This is a genomic window from Nonlabens dokdonensis DSW-6, assembly GCF_000332115.1.
Lineage (GTDB): Bacteria > Bacteroidota > Bacteroidia > Flavobacteriales > Flavobacteriaceae > Nonlabens > Nonlabens dokdonensis.
This window is the reverse complement of the sequence record NC_020156.1, coordinates 818,331-839,379: the sequence shown is the minus strand read 5'-3', so window position 1 is coordinate 839,379 and position 21,049 is coordinate 818,331. Positions and strand designations below refer to the sequence as shown.

Annotated in this window: 16 protein-coding genes; all 16 read left to right on the top strand. The window is 36.2% G+C overall.

Going from position 1 to position 21,049, the window contains the following annotated elements:
- Position 1: 1 nt before the first annotated feature.
- The 16 genes from mraY to DDD_RS03705 all read left to right on the top strand — a co-directional run bounded on the left by mraY (position 2) and on the right by DDD_RS03705 (position 21,037).
- Positions 2-1,234 carry a phospho-N-acetylmuramoyl-pentapeptide-transferase gene (gene mraY, locus DDD_RS03780; protein ID WP_015361425.1) on the top strand — a complete coding sequence of 411 codons (1,233 nt, stop codon included), beginning with the start codon at positions 2-4 and terminating at the stop codon, positions 1,232-1,234.
- Positions 1,234-2,595: a UDP-N-acetylmuramoyl-L-alanine--D-glutamate ligase gene (gene murD / locus DDD_RS03775; protein WP_015361424.1), complete on the top strand. Its 1,362-nt coding sequence runs from the start codon at positions 1,234-1,236 to the stop codon at positions 2,593-2,595. The genes mraY and murD overlap by 1 nt, the downstream gene beginning before the upstream one ends.
- Before the next feature lies 1 nt (position 2,596).
- Positions 2,597-3,799 (top strand): FtsW/RodA/SpoVE family cell cycle protein, encoded by a 1,203-nt coding sequence (locus DDD_RS03770; RefSeq protein WP_015361423.1) that lies wholly within the window; start codon positions 2,597-2,599, stop codon positions 3,797-3,799.
- Positions 3,777-4,871, top strand: a complete 1,095-nt coding sequence (gene murG / locus DDD_RS03765) for an undecaprenyldiphospho-muramoylpentapeptide beta-N-acetylglucosaminyltransferase (protein WP_015361422.1) — start codon at positions 3,777-3,779, stop codon at positions 4,869-4,871. The genes DDD_RS03770 and murG overlap by 23 nt, the downstream gene beginning before the upstream one ends.
- A complete protein-coding gene (murC, locus tag DDD_RS03760; protein ID WP_015361421.1) occupies positions 4,868-6,229 on the top strand; it encodes a UDP-N-acetylmuramate--L-alanine ligase in 1,362 nt (453 codons plus the stop codon). The genes murG and murC overlap by 4 nt, the downstream gene beginning before the upstream one ends.
- Positions 6,222-6,938, top strand: a complete 717-nt coding sequence (locus tag DDD_RS03755) for a cell division protein FtsQ/DivIB (protein WP_083892370.1) — start codon at positions 6,222-6,224, stop codon at positions 6,936-6,938. The genes murC and DDD_RS03755 overlap by 8 nt, the downstream gene beginning before the upstream one ends.
- Positions 6,939-6,942: 4 nt before the next feature.
- On the top strand, positions 6,943-8,280 hold the full coding sequence (ftsA, locus tag DDD_RS03750; protein WP_015361419.1) for a cell division protein FtsA: 1,338 nt from the start codon (positions 6,943-6,945) through the stop codon (positions 8,278-8,280).
- Positions 8,281-8,364: 84 nt separating this feature from the next.
- Entirely contained in the window at positions 8,365-10,350 is a 1,986-nt protein-coding gene (ftsZ, locus tag DDD_RS03745) for a cell division protein FtsZ (RefSeq protein WP_015361418.1), read from the top strand.
- A 145-nt stretch (positions 10,351-10,495) separates the two neighbouring features.
- Positions 10,496-10,942 carry a GatB/YqeY domain-containing protein gene (locus tag DDD_RS03740; protein ID WP_041566909.1) on the top strand — a complete coding sequence of 149 codons (447 nt, stop codon included), beginning with the start codon at positions 10,496-10,498 and terminating at the stop codon, positions 10,940-10,942.
- A 351-nt stretch (positions 10,943-11,293) separates the two neighbouring features.
- The gene (locus DDD_RS03735; RefSeq protein ID WP_015361415.1) at positions 11,294-11,674 is read left to right on the top strand and encodes a hypothetical protein; all 381 of its coding nucleotides are present in this window, start codon (positions 11,294-11,296) and stop codon (positions 11,672-11,674) included.
- A 74-nt stretch (positions 11,675-11,748) separates the two neighbouring features.
- The gene (locus DDD_RS03730) at positions 11,749-13,155 is read left to right on the top strand and encodes a glycogen synthase (RefSeq protein WP_015361414.1); all 1,407 of its coding nucleotides are present in this window, start codon (positions 11,749-11,751) and stop codon (positions 13,153-13,155) included.
- A 2-nt stretch (positions 13,156-13,157) separates the two neighbouring features.
- Positions 13,158-14,423: a glucose-1-phosphate adenylyltransferase gene (locus tag DDD_RS03725; protein WP_015361413.1), complete on the top strand. Its 1,266-nt coding sequence runs from the start codon at positions 13,158-13,160 to the stop codon at positions 14,421-14,423.
- A 3-nt stretch (positions 14,424-14,426) separates the two neighbouring features.
- Positions 14,427-16,322: a 1,4-alpha-glucan branching protein GlgB gene (gene glgB, locus DDD_RS03720; RefSeq protein ID WP_015361412.1), complete on the top strand. Its 1,896-nt coding sequence runs from the start codon at positions 14,427-14,429 to the stop codon at positions 16,320-16,322.
- Positions 16,323-16,440: 118 nt separating this feature from the next.
- Positions 16,441-17,037, top strand: coding sequence for a DUF4136 domain-containing protein (locus DDD_RS03715; RefSeq protein ID WP_015361411.1), 597 nt, complete (start codon positions 16,441-16,443; stop codon positions 17,035-17,037).
- Positions 17,038-17,337: 300 nt separating this feature from the next.
- Entirely contained in the window at positions 17,338-19,740 is a 2,403-nt protein-coding gene (locus tag DDD_RS03710) for a glycoside hydrolase family 31 protein (protein WP_015361410.1), read from the top strand.
- 232 nt (positions 19,741-19,972) lie between these two features.
- A complete protein-coding gene (locus DDD_RS03705; RefSeq protein ID WP_015361409.1) occupies positions 19,973-21,037 on the top strand; it encodes a mechanosensitive ion channel family protein in 1,065 nt (354 codons plus the stop codon).
- Positions 21,038-21,049 lie beyond the last annotated feature (12 nt).

Below are 21,049 nucleotides of genomic sequence, written 5' to 3'. Positions count from 1 at the left end.
CATGTTATACTACCTATTCAAATACTTAGAAGAAGAGTTCAATATGCCAGGAGCATCACTTTTTGGATTCTTGACTTTTAGAGCGGCAATTGCTTTTGTATTTGCATTAGCTTTTTCTACTATATACGGTAAACGTATTATCGTCTTTTTGCAAAATCAGCAAGTAGGTGAAACGGTTAGAGATTTAGGTCTTAAAGGACAGGCTCAAAAAGCTGGTACGCCTACCATGGGAGGTATTATCATCATTTTAGCGACTTTGATTCCTGCATTGCTATTATGCCAGATCGATAATATCTATGTCGTAATGCTATTTATCACAACCATTTGGATGGGTTTGATAGGTTTTACAGACGATTATATTAAAATTTTTAAGAAAGATAAAGGTGGATTAAAAGGTGTATTCAAAGTTATAGGCCAGGTAGGATTAGGGGCGATTATTGGTGGAATTATGTTTTTTCACGATGGGATTACCATTAAAGAAGAAGTAGTAAGCCCTACTATTGACTTAGAAATAGTTGCTCAAAATGATACGGTAGAATTTGGCCCAGCCATAAAATCTACGAAAACTACGATTCCTTTTGTAAAGGATAATGAGCTGGACTACTCAAGTTTCATCAGTTGGATCGATCCTAGCCTTGCAGATTGGGCTTGGTTGGTATTTATCCCTATCGTGATTATCATCGTCACAGCAGTTTCTAACGGCGCAAATTTAACCGATGGAATCGATGGACTAGCTGCTGGAACAAGTGTTATAGTCGTCATCACATTGGCATTATTTGCTTGGATTTCTGGTAATATCATTTTCTCAGATTACCTCAATGTCATGTACATCCCTAATTCTGGTGAGATGGTAGTTTTCATTACTGCTTTTGCTGGTGCATTAGTAGGTTTTTTATGGTACAACACATTTCCCGCTCAAGTATTCATGGGAGATACAGGAAGTCTTACCATAGGTGGAATTATCGCTGTACTAGCTATTGCAACTAGAAAAGAATTACTTATCCCTATTCTTTGTGGTGTGTTTTTGATGGAAAACCTATCGGTAATGATGCAAGTAAGTTGGTTTAAATACACTAAAAAGAAACATGGTGAAGGTCGTAGAATTTTTCTCATGTCTCCATTACACCATCATTATCAAAAATTAGGCATTCATGAGAGTAAGATTGTTGTGCGGTTTTGGATCGTAGGAATCTTACTTGCAATTATAAGTGTTGTAACTCTCAAAGTACGATAATGACAGTAGATCAGCAACATACAGATATTAAAAAACTGGTTGTTCTCGGTGGCGGGATAAGCGGTACAGGCGCTGCGTTGCTGGGTGCTCAAAAGGGATATGATGTTTTCTTGAGTGATGGTGGTACTTTGGGTTCCGCTTTCGCGAAAGCGTTACAAGAACAGTCTATCCCATATGAATCTGGAGGACATTCCATAGAAATGATCCTAACCGCAAACCTGATCGTAAAAAGCCCTGGAATACCAGATCATGCACCAATGATTCTAAAAGTAAAATCTGAAGGGATTGAAGTGATTTCTGAAATTGAGTTTGCTGCTCGATTTACTGATGAGAAGATCATCGCAGTAACAGGAGCAAATGGTAAGACCACTGTCACTAGTCTTATCGATCACATTTTTAATGTGGCAAATCTAGAGCACACTACTGGCGGTAACATAGGAAAAAGTTTTGCGCAACAAGTTTATGAAGGGAAGTCTACATATAGATTACTTGAAGTGAGCAGTTTTCAACTGGATGGAATCAGCACTTTTAAACCTCACATTGCTATTTTATTAAACATTACACCAGACCATCTGGATAGATACGATTACAAGTTTGAAAATTATATAGCGAGTAAAATGCGTATCACTATGAATCAAGATGAGAACGACTTTCTAATCTATAATACAGACGATCCAGCCATAACAGAAGCTATTAAAAACGCTAACATTAAAGCACAACTCATTCCTTTTTCAATGGAAAACGAGCTAGAAAAAGGTGCTTATTTACTTAATAACCAAATCCACATTAACACCCATAACTCATTATTTACTATGCCTACAGAGCAATTACCTATTAAAGGAAAGCACAACACTGCAAATGCAATGGCTGCTTCTACCACTGCAAAACTTTTGCAAATAAGAAAGGAAACTATAAGACAAAGCCTTACTTCTTTTGAAGGAGTAGAGCACCGTTTAGAAAATGTCCTTAAAATCAACAAAGTTCAATACATCAATGATTCAAAAGCTACTAATGTTAACGCGACATATTACGCGCTAGACAGTATGGAGCAGCCTACTGTATGGATAGTAGGAGGCGTTGATAAAGGGAATAACTACAAAGACTTGTATAGTCTTGTCAACCGCAAGGTGAAAGCAATAGTCTGTCTAGGAACAGATAATTCTAAGATAGTTGAAGCTTTTGGCAATTGTGTGGAGCAAATGGTTGAAACCAGTAACATGGAAGATGCTGTACGTGTTGCCTACAAACTAGCGACTGCCGGAGACAATGTTCTTTTGAGTCCAGCTTGTGCAAGCTTTGATTTATTTCAAAATTATGAGGATAGAGGTCGCCAATTTAAAAACGCAGTAAGAGGACTATAATTTGAAGATTAAGAACTACATATCTGGTGATACCTTTTTATGGGCGCTTGTAATTATATTACTGGTGTTTTCTTTCTTGCCTGTTTATAGTGCGAGTGCAAACTTGGCTTATATAGGGCAAGGAACTGGTAATACAACCAAGTATTTAGTGAAGCATTTTGGCCACATTATTATAGGTTTAGGTCTTTTATATGCGGTTCACAAAATACCTTACCGATATTTTAGAGGCTTAAGTGTATTACTAATTCCAGTAGTAGTTATTTTATTGATCTACACTGCAATGCAAGGCACAGTTATGGGTGGTGCCAGTGCAAGTAGGTGGATGACGGTTCCAGTAATAGGAATGAAGTTTCAGACCAGTACGTTTGCTTTTGTAGTGTTGATGGCATACGTAGCAAAATATCTTGCTTCTATAAAAGATAAAGAGGTCACTTTCAAACAGTCGCTACTGCCTCTATGGCTTCCAGTAGGAATTATATTAGTTCTTATTGTACCTTTTAATTTATCGACTGCAGTGCTCATTTTCACAATGGTATTATTGACCTGCTTTGTAGGTGGCTATCCTATAAAGTATTTAATGAGTATTATAGGTATAGGTTTTATAGCGATGACGCTTTTTGTTTTAACTGCAAAAGCATTTCCAGGCGTTTTTCCTAACCGTGTAGATACATGGGTGTCGCGTATTGAGACTTTTGGAGGTGAAGGAGATGCTGATACAAATTATCAAGTAGAAAGGGCAAAAACTGCCATTGCAAATGGATATCCTTTTGGAGTGGGACCAGGTAAAAGTGTTACTAAACATGTTTTGCCGCAGTCTTCAAGTGATTTTATTTTCGCCATTATTTTAGAAGAGTTTGGTTTAATAGGAGGTTTAACCATACTAGCGTTGTATCTGTTTTTCCTTTTCAGACTTATAATTATTTCAACAAAAGCAGGAACTGTTTTTGGGCAGTTACTCGTCATAGGAGTAGGCTTTCCTATCATTTTTCAAGCGCTCACTAACATGGCAGTAGCCGTTAATTTGATTCCAGTTACAGGACAAACTTTGCCTCTTATAAGTAGTGGAGGAACTTCTATATTAATGACTTGTATGTCTATAGGAATCGTATTAAGTGTAAGCGCAAAAAGAGACGAAGAGAAAGTACAAGAAAAAACAAAAGATGAAGAAATGAACCCTTTAGATGTACTCAGTGAAGCCATATAAAATTATCATATCAGGTGGAGGAACAGGTGGACACATCTATCCAGCGATTTCTATTGCAAACGAATGCAAAAGAAGGTGGCCAGATTGTGATATACTTTTTGTAGGAGCAAGCGACCGCATGGAAATGGAGAAAGTTCCTGCTGCTGGATATACAATTAAGGGATTATGGATAAGTGGCATACAAAGAAGTTTATCTCTCAAAAACTTAGCTTTCCCTTTTAAAGTTATTAAAAGCTTAATTGATGCCCGTAAAATCATTAAAGACTTTGAACCAAACATAGCAATAGGAACCGGTGGTTTTGCAAGTGGTCCGTTGCTTTTTATGGCAAATAAAATGAGTGTTCCTACTTTAATTCAAGAACAAAATTCCTATCCGGGAATCACTAATAAATTACTAAGCAAAAAAGTGGACAAGATTTGCGTGGCGAGTACAGGTTTGGATCGTTTTTTCCCAAAAGAGAAAATTGTTTTAACCGGTAATCCAGTCCGTCAAGATCTCTTGGATATTTCTAATGTAAGAGAAGAAGCTCAAGAGTATTTCAATCTTGATCCTGATAAAAAAGTGCTTCTCGTTCTAGGAGGATCTTTAGGCTCCAGACGTATCAATAAATTAATAGATACCTATAAAGAGCACTTAATGGAAGAAGTGCAAATTATCTGGCAATGTGGAAAAATTTACTATGATGAATACTGGCGACAAGCAAATCATGACTTGAGTGTGTATAAATTTATCGATAGAATGGATCTCGCCTATGCAGCCGCAGATGTTATTATTTCTCGAGCTGGTGCTGGTTCTATATCTGAGTTAAGCATCGTGGGCAAACCTGTAATTTTTATTCCGTCGCCGCATGTGGCAGAAGACCATCAGACCAAAAATGCTTTGGCGGTCGTAGAAAAAAATGCGGCACTAATGATCAAAGAGCAAGATTTGGATCATAACTTTTTGACCATTTGGAACGGACTTATTCCTGATGCGAGTTTACAAGACAAGCTTTCGTCAGGTATTAAAAATTTAGCCTTGCCAGAAGCCACAAATGATATTGTTAATGAGATAGAACAGTTGCTCAAATGAAAGAGTTGCAACACATAACGCATTTTTATTTTATCGGTATCGGTGGTATCGGTATGAGCGCGCTGGCACGTTATCTCAATCAACAAGGTAAGCAAGTAGCTGGATACGATCGTATAACAACGGCTCTAACGGTTAAACTAGAAGAAGAAGGCATTGATATTCATTATACTGATGACTACAATAAAATTGCAGCTGCTTTCAAGAATAAAGATAATGCACAAGTCATCTATACTCCAGCAGTACCAGTAGATTTTGGAGAATTAGTCCGCTTTCGCGAAAGCGGAATCACAACCATCAAACGTGCTCAACTTCTAGGTCAGATCTCTAGAACAATGACTTGTCTTGCTATTGCTGGGACGCATGGTAAGACGACAACTAGCGCTATTTTGGCACACTTACTTTATAAAAGTGATGTGAACGTAACTGCTTTTTTAGGCGGTATACTGGAAGAGTACCACACCAATTATCTATGCTCCGGAACTGATGTTATGGTAGTAGAGGCAGACGAGTTTGACCGCTCGTTCATGCAGCTTGATCCAGACATTGCGGGAATAACTGCCATGGATGCAGATCATCTGGATATCTATGGAGATGTGGCCACATTTGAAAAAACCTTTCATGATTTTGCGCATTTGCTTGATGGGAAAAAACTATTAATAAATGAAAATCTAGATCTCAATGGAATCAAAGTAGGTTTAGAATCTGGTGATTATAAAACGTTAAATGAGGTGATAGTAGATGGAGCATATCATTTTGATTTGCAAACTCCTCAAGGCAGTATTGAGAACTGTTTACTAAAATTACCTGGAAGACATAACCTTAGTAATGCACTTCTTGCCATGGCAGTAGCTTTAGAATATGGTGCAAATCCTGAAAAACTAAAATTGGCTCTAGCATCATTTCCAGGTGTCGAGCGCAGGTTTACCTATAGAATTGATACTGAAGAACGCGTTGTAATAGATGATTATGCGCATCATCCTACAGAGATAGAAGCCGTTTATCAAGCAGTAACAGAAATGTATCCAGAAGAAAAAAAACTGGTCATATTTCAGCCGCATTTGTTTTCTAGAACTCGAGATTTCATGGAGGAATTTGCGCAAGCCTTAGGTAAGTTTGATAAAGTAGGTTTATTAGATATTTATCCTGCACGAGAATTACCTATAGAAGGTATCAACTCTAGCGTTTTATGCCAAAAAATAAATGCTTTAGATCATGCTCCAGAAATAACTACGGTAGTAGAAAAAGCAGATATTGAGGAATTTATACAAGAAATGGGTGCAAGAATAGTTCTAATGTTGGGAGCTGGTGATATAGGTGTAGAGATAAATAAATTAACTCAAAAATGGGCCGATGCATAGATTTATAAACCTTATAAAACTAGTGTCCGTAGTTCTTTTAGTCATAGGTCTATATGCTTTTGCATCGCATAGATATAAGAACAGAACATTGTCTGGTGTAAACATCACATTTACAGATTATAGTGACCCATTGATATCAGAAAAAAACGTTAATAAATTGTTGATACAAAATAACGATACTGTTAAGAACCTGATCATAGAAAATTTAGATTTGAATAAGAGTGAATTACGACTTGTTGAGAACGCAATGATCAGAGATGCAGAGGTTTCTGTTTCCTTAGATGGATTGCTTAAAGCTGTTGTGCAACCTAGAAAGCCTATCGCTAGGATCATGGGAAGAACAAATGCCTATCTAGATCAAGATAATTTAATCATGCCGTTGTCTAAAGAGCATACTGTAAATGTTCCTTTAGTTTATGGATTCAATGAGAAGGTTCAAGATCAAACATTCAAATTGATAAATCGTATACGTAGCGAGGAGCTTTTGAAAGCTTCTTTTACTCAAATAGATTTTGATAAAGATCAAGAGGTGACTTTGTCAGTGAGAGCGTTTGATTTTAAAGTGAAATTAGGAAAGGTGGAGAAGCTTGATCATAAAATGGTCAATTATCAGGCATTTATAACCAAGATGCAAAAAGATAAAAGACTAGAGGAGCTTAAAACAATAGACTTGCGATTTGACAATCAAGTAGTAGTAATTAAAAAGTAGGAAAATGGAACAACAAGAATATGCAGTAGGGCTTGATATAGGTACAACTAAGATTGTGGCTATGATAGGTCGCAAAAATGAATACGGCAAACTTGAGATTCTAGGTGTAGGGAGATCAAAAAGTTTAGGAGTACATCGAGGTGTAGTTAACAATATTACTCAAACTATTACTTCTATCCAGCAGGCCGTGAGTCAGGCTGAGGCTGTAAGTGGTATAAAGATTAAAGGAGTAACCGTAGGAATAGCTGGACAACATATAAGAAGTTTACAGCATAGTGATTATATAACAAGAGGCGATAGTGAAGTAGTTATCAATCAAGATGACATTGCAAAACTGTGCAATCAGGTTTTCAAATTAGTAATGCTTCCAGGAGAAGAAATTATCCACGTTCTTCCACAGGAATATAAAATCGATGGACAGTCTGATGTGAAAGAACCTGTTGGAATGTATGGTGGTAGATTAGAAGCAAATTTTCATGTAGTTGTAGGTCAGGTAGCCTCTATACGTAATATCTATAGATGTGTAAAAAGTGCCGACTTAGATCTTAAGAAAATAACTCTAGAACCACTTGCTAGTGCAGACGCTGTTTTGAGTCAAGAAGAAAAAGAAGCTGGTGTTGCTCTTATCGATATAGGTGGTGGAACCACAGATCTTGCCATTTTCAAAGATGGAATTATTCGTCATACAGCGGTCATTCCTCAAGGTGGTAACATTATTACACAAGATATTAAAGAAGGCTGTTCGATAATTGAAAAACAGGCCGAATTGCTCAAAACAAAATTTGGTAGTGCGTGGCCAGGTGAAAATAAAGAAAACGAGATCGTTTCTATTCCAGGATTAAGAGGTCGTGAACCTAAAGAAATCACACTTAAAAACTTAAGTAAGATCATTCACGCTCGCGTTATTGAGATACTTGAAACTGTCTTTGTTGAAATTAAGAATTACGGTCACGATGAGCCTAAAAAACAACTGATTGCAGGAGTTGTTCTTACTGGTGGAGGAAGCCAGTTAAAACACATCAAGCAACTTGCAGAATATGTAACCGGAATGCCTAGCCGTATAGGTTATCCTAATGAACATCTTGCAGGAGATAGTGACACAGAAAGTACAAGTCCATTGTTTGCAACCGCTGTAGGACTTGTTATGAAAGGACTTGAAGATCAGTTTGAAGAAGAAGTAGAGGAAGAGGTAGTAGAAACTGCCGCAACTGAAGTAGAAGAAAATGTAGAAGAGATGCAAGAAGAAGAGGAACGCCCTTCTGTTTCTGAAGAAATAAAAAAGAAAGGAATCTTTGACTCTTGGGCGACTAAGTTTAAAGAATTCCTGGACAAAGCTGAGTAAGCTTAGGTCCATTGAAAAAGAATAAAAAGAAAAGCAATTACCGTGATGTAAACATCACAATTGAATCCATAAAGTAGCACTATTATGAGTGAAGAATTTAACAGTATCGCTTTTGATTTACCTAAAAATAAATCAAATGTCATTAAAGTCATCGGTGTAGGTGGTGGTGGTAGCAATGCCATCAAGCACATGTACCAGCAAGGAATTAAAGGAGTAGATTTTGTAATCTGTAATACAGATTCACAAGCGCTGGATAATAGTCCAGTCCCTAATAAAATCCAACTAGGAGTTACCCTAACAGAAGGTCTTGGAGCTGGAGCAAATCCAGAAGTAGGAGAACGTGCTGCACAAGAAAGTATGCAGGATGTTAAGGATTTACTAGACTCTAATACTAAAATGGTTTTTATCACCGCAGGAATGGGTGGTGGAACAGGTACAGGAGCCGCGCCAGTAATTGCACAAATTGCTCGCGATATGGACATTCTTACCGTAGGTATTGTTACAACACCATTTCATTTTGAAGGTAAAGTACGTAATGAACAGGCGCAAATGGGAATTGAAAAATTCCGTAAGAGTGTGGATTCTTTGATAATTATCAACAATAATAAATTGAGAGACGTTTATGGAAACCTAGGTTTCAAAGCTGGATTCTCAAAAGCTGATGAGGTACTTGCTACTGCCTCAAGAGGTATTGCAGAGGTAATTACAAATCACTACACTCAAAACATTGACTTGCGCGATGCTAAAACGGTGCTTGCAAATAGTGGTACCGCAATAATGGGAAGTGCGCAATCTACTGGTTCTAATCGTGCTCAAGAAGGAATTCTTAAAGCATTAGACTCTCCATTATTAAACGATAATAAAATATCTGGAGCAAAGAATGTTCTACTATTAATCGTTTCTGGAACTGAAGAAATCACGATTGACGAGATAGGTGAAGTGAACGAGCACATCCAGAATGAAGCTGGTGGCGTCGCAAATATTATCATGGGAGTAGGTGAAGATGAAGCTTTAGGAGATGCTATTTCCATTACAGTGATCGCAACTGGTTTTGATGCAGAACAACAGAATGAAATTTCTAATACAGAGGCAAAACGTATTATACATACGCTTGAAGAAGAGCAACGTGCCACTGCCGTGTTGAAGGAAAGTAATAACGATGTGTTGCCCGGCAAACTGATCATGGATCTTGAAGAAGAGCAGGAAGAGGACACCGCTTTCGCGAAAGCGGAACAAGAAATAAAAACGGTTAAACCATCTCAGCCAGAAGAACCTCTAATCATAGTTCATGAATTAGGTGATGAAGAGCCAGAAGATACTATTTCTCCTATTGTGGATGAAAATCCATTGATTCCTACAACTGAATTCATCGAGAATTTTAATGTGGTTTATGAAGAAGTGTTAGATAAAACTGAAGAATTTGTCATAAGAGAAGTTCAGCCAGAAGTAGAGGAAATTAGCACAGAACCAGTTCAAGAAGAAGAAAAGGATCAGTTTTTCTTAGACTTTGATATGCCATTATCGTCGCAATTAAAGGAAGATGATGCTCCAGTAGTGAAGCATGAGTTAGAAGACATTGAAGTGAATGATCCTATTAATGTAGTTCCTGTTACTGAGTTTTCTGATGAAGGTGTGAAAAAGTACTCTCTTGAAGATTACATGGATGTAGAAGAAAAGCTAAATAGCGCAAAACCTAAGGAGTCTAATAGAGAAAATGTAGTTGCAGAGCCAGAAATTAAAATGGTAACTAAGGATGTGCAGTCTACAGAATTACCTGATCAACAAGAAACAGATCAAGATGTAGACCCTACAGATTTACCACTGAATCAAATTCTTGTACAAAGAGCAGAAGAGCGCAAGCGCAAAATGCATGCTTACAACTTTCAGTTTAAAAGTTCTCATAGGTTAGATGAAATAGAAAAGCAACCAGCTTATTTGAGACAAGGAGTGAAACTTGATAAGTTACCAGAAGAAAATGACCGTTCTAGAACAACACTTTCAACAGACGAGAATAACGAGATACAGCTACGTTCTAGTAATAATTCTTTTTTACATGATAATGTAGATTAAGAAAAAATAGCTTTTGTTATTTGAAACCCAAACGCTTCTAAAGTGTTTGGGTTTTTTGATTAAAAAAATGCATTATTGCAGAAGTGTGTGAACACTATATCATTTTGAAAGTTAAATTCTTACATTTGTTTTTAAATCAAAGATTATGAGTTTAGAGAAAGATATAATGACCGCGATGAAGGACGCGATGAAAGCTAAAGATCAAACTGCTCTCGCTGCATTAAGAGCCGTTAAAAGTGAAATATTATTGGCAAAAACATCTGGTGGAGATGAAGGATTAAGCGAGGATGACGAAATTAAAATAGTTCAAAAACTTGTCAAACAACGCAAGGATAGTGCTCGTATTTTTTCAGAACAAAATAGAGAAGATCTCTCTGAGCCAGAACTTGCTCAAGCAGCAGTTTTAGAAAAATTTCTTCCAGAACAAATGAGTGAAGAAGAAATAACAAAAGTTGTTTCTGGTATAATTACCAAGACTGGAGCTTCTGGAATGAAAGATATGGGTAAGGTAATGGGAATGGCAAATAAAGAATTAGCAGGTAAGGCAGACGGCCGAACGATAAGTACTATTGTAAAGTCACAATTGACTTAGTTATTCGTGTTATATAAGGTTTAAATGGCTGCAAATTTTGCAGCCATTTTTTTTGATTAAAATTCCTTAGAATTAAAATCATATTCCATTCATACTTACTTTTAAATATTAGGACTCAGCTTGATTATCAATTTCTGAAGGTTTTGATCTGAGAGAATTACTATAATTTCAGAGGCTTTGGTGCACTCAGAATCCAACTTGTGCGTGTGCTAGATTGGTAAAAAAAAGAAATTTGAGGAGCGTAAAGAGCAGTTGTAAGTAATTGAAGTTGGCTTTTGTTCCGCTTTCGCGAAAGCGGTATACCGATTATTAAGTTGATAATCACTATCTTTAAGAACCAACTCAAATGCTATGAACCAATTAAGATATTATGATTTAGGATATTCTGAGGTGTTTATTTTTGAACACTATTTAGTCAATCAAATTAAAGGTGGTCAGGTCGTTGTACATAAACATGTGGAAGTTTTAAAAAAGATGATTACGAGACATTTTTTTGATAGAGAGCTGATGTACATTTCGAATCGTGTGAACTCCTATTCTGTAGATCCTCTTATTTATAGAGAGATTGCTAAAATTGAAAATTTAATAGGTCTTGCCATAGTTGTTGATACCGATATGAAGATGAAAACAGCGATGTATGAAAAGCAATTTTATTCTAAACCCTATGAAGTTTTTTATACAATGAATGATGCGATTATCTGGACTGCATCGCAACTAAAAGATTTGGAATAAAATAACTGCATGTAAAAGTTGATTATTGGCTGCATTTTATTAATTTAAACCACTTAATTTACTCATTCGGTTTTATGAAAATTATACATGTAAGTGCAGAATGCTATCCTATTGCAAAAGTAGGTGGGCTAGCTGACGTTGTAGGTGCACTTCCTAAGTATCAAAATACTTTAGGTCATGACGCTAGTGTGATCATGCCTTTTTATAATATCCCTTTTACTCAAAATAATGCTTTTGAAAAAGTATCTGATGGTATTATTTCAATGGATGAGAAAGACTATGATTATTCGATTCTTAAACCAACTAGTTTAGATTTAGGCTTTGATATTTTTCTAGTTCACGTTCCAGATGTTCTTTTTAAGGAATATGTGTATTCTAACGATGATACAGAACGGTTCATGGCTTTTCAAATTGCGGCACTGACATGGTTGTCTACACAAGAGGTATTTCCTGATGTTGTTCACTGTCATGACCATCATACTGGACTGGTTCCTTTCATGATGCAACAATGTCATATTTTCAACTCATTTAAGAAAATCCCTACGGTATTAAGTATTCATAATGCGCAGTATCAAGGCTGGTTCTCTCATGATAAAATAGACTTAATTCCAGAATTTAATCGTGAGCATACTGGCTTGCTCGATTGGTATGGAAATATAAATCCGCTGGCGAGTGCTATAAAATGCGCGTGGCGTGTGAATACGGTCTCACCTAGTTACATGGAGGAATTAAAAGAAAATGCTAACCATTTAGAGAGTCTGCTAAGCCATGAAGCTGAAAAATGTATCGGTATTCTTAATGGAATAGATACAGATGTCTGGGACACAAAGACAGATTCTTACCTTATTGAGAATTATGATTTAAAATCAGTACAAAGTGGTAAACAAGCAAATAAAAAATGGTTGTGTGATTCTTTTGAACTTGACGAGACCAAGCCATTGTTTGCATTTATAGGTAGGCTGGTATATGAAAAAGGATCAGATTTATTTCCTGAGGCGTTTGAACAAGTATTGAATAATCAAGACGTATCCATTTTGTTATTGGGATCAGGAGAGCAAAATACAGAGGAGCGATTATTACAGCTTAAAGAAAAGTATCAAGGTAAATTCAATGCGTTTATAGGTTATGATGAAAAGCTATCTCATATTATTTATGCTGGAGCAGATTTTCTTTTAATGCCTTCCCGTGTAGAACCTTGTGGTTTGAATCAAATGTATTCCTTACGATACGGTACGATTCCAGTAGTAAGAAGTATAGGTGGATTAAAAGATACGATAGTAGATGTGGAAGATGGTGGTTTTGGCTTCACCCATGAAGATACCACTGTAGAGCAAATCGTTTCTACGGTAAGTAGAGCAAGGCAACTTTTTGAGGATCAAAAAGAATTTAAAAAAATTACGAAACAAATCATGCAAATAGATCATTCTTGGAATCGGTCTGCAATGGCATATATTCAAATGTATAAATCAATAACAAACTGATTATGATTAATGACAAAGTCTTAAGTATTATTTTAGGTGGTGGACAAGGAACTAGATTATACCCTTTAACCGAAAGTAGGTCAAAACCAGCAGTCCCTATTGCAGGTAAATATCGATTAGTAGATATTCCTATTTCTAATTGTATAAATTCTGATATAAAAAGAATGTTTGTGTTGACGCAATTCAATTCAGCATCTTTAAATAGACATATAAAAAACACCTATCACTTCAGTTTTTTTAGTTCGGCTTTCGTAGACGTTCTCGCAGCAGAGCAAACTCCTGGTAATAAAGGATGGTTTCAAGGTACAGCAGATGCCGTGCGTCAAAGCATGCATCATTTCTTAAGACATGATTTTGAATATGCATTGATCTTATCTGGTGACCAATTGTATCAAATGGATTTTAATGAGATGATCCAAGCTCATATTGATGCTAAAGCCGAAATATCTATCGCTACCATTCCAGTAACTGAAAAAGATGCCACCTCTTTTGGAATATTAAAAACAGACGATCATAATGTCATTACTTCATTTATAGAAAAACCAGCTACTGAGCTGTTGCTAGATTGGAAGTCCAACACCAGCAAAGAGATGAAAAAGCAAAAGAAAAATCATCTTGCTTCAATGGGGATTTATATCTTTAATAGAGACTTATTGATTGATTTAATGAAAGACGAGAAGAATATTGACTTTGGTAAAGAGATTATACCTCAAGCAATTTCAAATCATAAAACTTTAAGTTATCAGTTTGAAGGTTACTGGACTGATATAGGAAGTATCGATTCCTTTTTTGATGCAAATTTGGGGCTTACCAACGATATTCCAGAGTTCAACCTTTATGATTCTAAGCAACGTGTTTATACAAATGCGAGAATTTTACCTACGTCAAAAATATCAGGAACGCTTTTAGAAAAGGCAGTCATTGCCGAAGGTTGTATTATCAGTGCTGCTAAGATTGAAAAATCTGTTATCGGTATAAGATCTAGAATAGGTAAAGAGAGTACCGTAATTAATACCTATATGATGGGTAATGATGAATATGAGTCATTAGAATCCATGGAAAAAAGAAAGCCAGAAGTGTTGAAAGGAATAGGAGAACGATGTTTTATTAAGAATACGATAATTGATAAAAACGTTTGCATAGGAGACGACGTACGTATTAACGGAGGCGCTCATTTAAAAGATGAAGAAACTGAAAACTATGTCATCAAGGATGGAGTAGTCGTGATTAAGAAAAACGCGGTGATTCCTAAAGGTTTTTCACTTTAAAAGATGACTAAAGTAATCACACACAGCCGCTTTACAGATTTTGATATCGACTTATTTAAAAGCGGTAAGCATTACCGACTTTATGAGAAGTTTGGGTCCCACGTCACAACCGTTGATGGAGTAGAAGGAACTTATTTTGCTGTTTGGGCGCCTAGTGCAAAGAGTGTTTCTATCATAGGCGACTTTAATTTCTGGACAGAAGATGAACATTTATTACAAGTAAGATGGGATAGCAGCGGTATTTGGGAAGGTTTTATTCCTGGCGTAAAGCATGGCAATGCCTACAAGTATAAAATACGCTCTTCACACAACGATACCATTACTGAAAAAGCAGATCCCTACGCGCGCCGTTGTGAACATCCACCTCGCACAGCGAGTATAGTCTACGATTATAAACCCAAGTGGAGCGATAAAAAGTGGATGAAGTCGCGTGCCAAAAATAATGCCTTAGACGCCCCTTATTCGGTTTACGAAGTTCACCTTTCCAGTTGGAAAAAAAAGGTAGATGAAAACAGGAGTCTTAGTTATAATGAACTTGCTTTGGAACTGGTAGCTTACGCGAAAGAGATGCAATTCACACACATCGAGTTTATGCCTATCATGGAGTATCCTTATGATCCTTCGTGGGGTTATCAAATTACAGGATATTTTGCTCCTACGGCAAGATTTGGTTATCCAGAAGAATTCCAAGAACTAGTAGACGCTTGCCATAACGCAGGGATAGGTGTTATTCTTGATTGGGTACCATCGCATTTTCCAGAAGACGCTCATGGCTTAGGAAATTTTGATGGCACACATTTGTACGAGCATCCTGATAGGAGAAGAGGTTACCATCCAGACTGGAAGTCCTTGATCTTTAATTATGGTAGAAATGAAGTAAAAAGCTTTTTGATTTCTAATGCTTTGTTTTGGCTCGATCAATACCATGTTGATGGACTGCGAGTAGATGCAGTAGCAAGTATGTTATTTCTTGATTACTCACGAGAAGATGGAGAATGGGAACCTAATATAAATGGTGGTAGAGAAAACCTAGAAGCAATAGCTTTTATGAAAGAAATGAACGAGGCTGTTTACATAAACTATCCAGACACACAAACCATTGCCGAAGAAAGTACCAGCTTCCCTATGGTAAGTAAACCTACATCTTTAGGCGGCTTAGGTTTTGGTATGAAATGGATGATGGGCTGGATGCACGACACGCTACAATATTTTCAAAAAGAATCTATTTTTAGAAAGCACCATCAAAATGATCTGACTTTCTCGATGACCTACGCTTTCACTGAAAATTTTATGTTGCCATTATCTCATGATGAGGTTGTTTATGGTAAAAGTTCCATTCTAGGGAGAATGCCTGGAGATGAGTGGCAAAAGTTTGCAAACCTGAGATTATTATATTCTTATATGTTTACGCATCCTGGAGGTAACCTGTTAATGATGGGTTCTGAATTTGGGCAACACGATGAATGGGATTTTCAAGGAAGTCTGGACTGGCACCTTACCGAATTCAAACCGCATCAAGGAATTCAAAACATCATAAAAGATTTAAATAAGCTTTATAAAAATCAAAAAGCACTACATGAAAAGCAATTCAGCAATGAAGGCTTTGAATGGATTTCTTATGAAGATTATGAAAACTCGGTTATCAGCTACATAAGAAAAGGTAAAGATTCCCACGTACTGATAATTTGTAATATGACTCCAGTTCCTAGGGATAATTACCGCATAGGAATCCCGACAGATGCTACTTATAAACTTTTGTTTAATAGTGATGCTATGAAATACGGTGGTTCTGATCGGACGGTAAAAAAATCGTTCTCTCCACAGAGTAAAGCGTGGCATGGAAAAGAATACAGTGTAGAGTTGCGATTACCACCTTTGGGAGTTTTGGTTTATGGGTAAGGCTAATGAGGTTCTTAAAATCTCTTAAAAAGCCTATCCTAACCGTTAAGATCATATCAATTGACTTTTTTTTATACGTATAATGAGGTATCCTTTATTATACTAAAGAAAAAAAGTTATGAAATTATTTAAATCCATTTTTCTAATAGTAATCACTGCAACACTTTATAGTTGTGGACCTGCGGTAGCTACAGTTAAAACAACAGACGACAACCTAAATAAATACGATTCATTTTCTTACCTGCCCAATGCAGCCTTGCAATTGCCTGATAAAAAAGTAAATGATGGCGTGAATCGCATCGTTATACAATCAGTAAATGACAATATGATAGATGCTGGTTATGAATTAGATAGAGATAATCCTGATTTACTTGTTTTAGTAAGTACTAAAATTAACGAAGAGACTGAAGTAGAAAAAAATCCAATTTATGCATCTTATGGATATTACAATCGACCAGGTATAAGAGTAAACTCTTATTATAACAATTATTACTATTATGGATATACTAATTACCCAACGGTAGTAGGATATGATACAGATACTTATAATTATAAAGAAGGAACTTTGGTCATTTATCTTGTAGATAAGGAAACCAATGAAACGGTGTGGAAAGGTGCTAGTAGTACAAGTATTTATGATAGTGGGAATGTAGACGCAATGACTCAACTAGTAAACGCTATTTTTGAAGAGTATCCGTTGATGAAGAAAAAATAGTTTGATCAATTTTATTCAAGAATTAGATGACAAGCCGATTGAAGAATCGGCTTTTTTTGATGTCAAAAAATAAATTTTTGATACAAATTTCATTTTATTTTGTCAATTTCATAAATAAACGAGTCAGTTAAGATCATCACATTTTATTTTAGCAAATTTTGATTTTTCACATCTGATCAAACTCTATCGCTTGCGTAACTATCTCATTTTTAATGGGGCGCTTTCCTATCTTTTTCCTATTTTTCGTTTTTAAAGAGAATGCAATTTGTTCTCTGTTATAATATTGAACATCATCATTTTATGATTACAAATACAGAATTACATAGTCAAGGAAATGTGTTTCCGGGACGTTTAACCACGTTTGACCATGTGGTAGATACACTTACCTTTCATACTGATAATGGCGTGATCTTGCGTTTACAAATCTTTCGCGACAGCGTAATTAGATTCAAGTATGGAACAGGTGGCAAACTTCAAAAAGACTTTTCTTATGCGGTAGAAGCAACCAGCAACAGAGGTTATAATAAGCTGAACGTTGTAGAGAAGGAAACGTTTTATGAAATAACTACTTCAAAAATCGTTTGTCATATTGCAAAATCTGACTTGAGATCTAGAATATTTGATCTTGATGGAAAGATCATTTGTGAAGATGAGCTAGGTTTTCACTATGAAGAAAGTTACGAGCATGGAGGTGAAGTAGTAAAAATGTCTAAAAAGGCGCAGCCAGGAGAAAGCTATTACGGTCTAGGTGATAAGCCAGCCGACAATAACATGCGTGCCAAAAGATTTGAAATGTGGGGAACGGATCAATATGCTTTTGGGAAAAATACCGATCCGCTTTACAAGAATGTTCCTTTTTATATAGGACTACAAAATAAAATCGCTTACGGTATTTTCTTTGATAATACCTTTAGATCATTCTTTGACTTTGCTCAAGAACGTCATCACGTGACCAGTTTCTGGGCGCAAGGTGGAAATATGGATTATTATTTTGTTTATGGTCCAGATATCAATAATGTAGTAACTGGTTATACAGAATTAACTGGTAAACCAGAATTACCACCGTTATGGGCATTAGGTTTCCATCAATGTAAATGGAGTTATTATCCAGAAAGCAATGTAAGAGAGATCACTTCAAAATTTAGAGAGTTACAAATACCTTGTGATGCCATCTATTTAGATATCGATTACATGGACGGTTTCCGTTGTTTTACATGGGATAATGAGAAGTTCCCAAACCCTACTAAAATGATCAGCGATTTAAAGGAAGAAGGTTTTAAAACCATCGCCATTATAGATCCAGGAATTAAAGTAGATCCAGATTATAGCGTTTATAAAGAAGCAATGGCAAACGATTACTTCTGTAAACGTGCTGATGGACCTTATATGAAAGGAAAAGTATGGCCAGGAGAATGTTATTTCCCAGATTATACAAATCCTAAAGTAAGAGACTGGTGGGCAGATTTATTTAAAGGACTAATAGCAGATAACGGTCTTGCAGGAGTGTGGAATGATATGAACGAGCCAGCTGTGATGGAAGTTCCTAATAAAACGTTCCCAGATGATGTAAGACATGATTATGACGGGCATCCTTGCTCGCACAGAAAAGCGCATAATATTTATGGAGCGCAAATGGCTCGTGCTACCTATGAAGGTGTAAAGAAATTTATTTATCCTAAACGCCCGTTTGTTATCACGCGATCTGCTTATTCAGGTACGCAGCGTTACACGAGCAGTTGGTTTGGTGATAACGTAGCAACTTGGGAACACTTAAGTATTGCAAACATTCAAGCGCAACGCATGGCACTTTCAGGAATGTCGTTTGCTGGATCAGATATAGGTGGTTTTGCAGAGCAGCCTACTGGAGAGCTTTTTGCTAGATGGATTGCTTTAGGTGTGTTTCATCCATTTTGTCGTGTGCATTCTAGTGGAGATCATGGAGATCAAGAACCATGGACATTTGATGAGAATGTAACTGATATTACAAGGAAGTTTATTGAGCTGCGTTATAAATTGCTCCCATATTTATACACTACATTCTGGCAATATGCAGATGAAGGAATACCGATGTTAAAGTCGCTTGTTCTTTATGATCAAGAAGATGCGCAAACGCATTATAGAAACGATGAGTTTATGTTCGGTGATCAAATTTTAGTTTGTCCCGTTCTAGAACCTAATGCAAAAGGCCGTAGAATGTATATTCCGCGAGGGGAATGGTATAATTTCTGGACTCGTGAAACGGTTACCGGCGGAAAAGAAACTTGGGTAGATGCAGATATTGATGAGATTCCGCTATTTGTAAAAACAGGTTCCATAATCCCACGTTATCCTGTAATGCAATATGTAGGTGAAAAGAAAATAGAATTCTTGACTCTAGACGTTTATTATACAGTTGGTAAAGAAAAGTCTATTGTATATGAAGATGCTTCAGACGGTTATGACTACAAAAAAGGTCGTTTCAGCCTTAGAAATTTGACTTTTAAAGGTAAAGAAAAAGAGATGATTATATCTCAATATAAAGATGGCAAATACACTACCGAATATGAGACGCTACGTTTTAACTTTATAGGCTTACCGTTTGAAATCGATTATGTTGAGGTGGATAATGTAGAAGTAAGTCTAGAGGAATTAAATTATGATCAACAGACCGAAACAATGTACGTGCCTAAGAATTTTAACGAACTACATGTTGTAGGTAAGTAGAGTTCATTAAGTAATATCAAAAAAAGAGGTTCTAAGAGCCTCTTTTTTAATGCATGTGTTTTAGGCGTATAAATAATGGGTAGGCAAGTATTTAACAAAAGCTCTGAAAGCCTTAATCTGATAAATGATCAAATATTTAACTTACACTAAACTAAGTTAAAAAAGTGTTTATTTATAAGAGATTAACAAATTATCAAAATTATTCAAATAGTTTTAGCATAAATTAATAAATATGCTTAGTTATTTTCAAGATACTGTCCAAAATAATCCTAAAGATGTTAAAGGAGAGATTGATATAAACACACAAAGTATCTGGGAAAAAATTGATACTTGGCTGGATGGATTCATTAAAAACCTTCCAAATATTCTACTTGGTATAATTCTTTTTATAGTTATTATATTAATAGCTAGATGGTTGGGTTCTTTCATCAAAAGACAGCTTAAAAAGAGGAATAGATCTAACTTCGGAGAGATATTAGGAAGTTTTTCTAAGTGGATTTTCATCTTGCTAGGATTTTTTCTTTGTGTCACTATCGTTGCTCCTTCTATAGGATTTGGAGATCTTATTGCCGGAATGGGTGTAAGCAGTGTCGCAATCGGTTTTGCATTTCAAGACATTTTACAGAATTGGTTAGCAGGTATTTTAATTTTGACCAGACAGCCATTTAGAATAGGAGATGAAATTGAAGTAAACGGTATGAAAGGTCGAGTAGATAGAATTGAAACTCGCGCAACAGTTATCACAACTTATGACGGTATCGATATCGTTGTACCCAATAACGAAATCTATACTAACGCTGTAAAAGTGATTACTGCACATGATTATATTAGATCTCAATATGATTTGGGTCTAGGATACGATCAACCTTATGATAAAGCAGTAAAAATATTAAGAGAGACTTTAGAAAATACCGAAGGTGTTGTAAAAGATAAACCTATCGATATATTAAACTGGGATCAAGCAGATAGTTGGTTAACTATAAGAATGCGCTGGTGGACAGATTCTAAACGTGGAAACGTAGTGAAAACCTTTAGTGAGGTGATCGCCAAAACACAGCATGCTATGGATGAAGCTGGAATAGATTTGCCATTTCCAACTCATGTGCAGGTACGAGATGCTCATGATATTAAAGAGGCGCAAGAGCGACGAGATAAAAATGAGTCTAACAATTCACATAATTCATCAAAAGAAAATTCAGATTCAGAGACCATAAATAAGGAACAGCAACAGTACAACAATAAATCAGACAATAAGATTAGTACTAATCAAGCTTTAGATAAGGATGATCGCGAATAAACTTTAATGTTT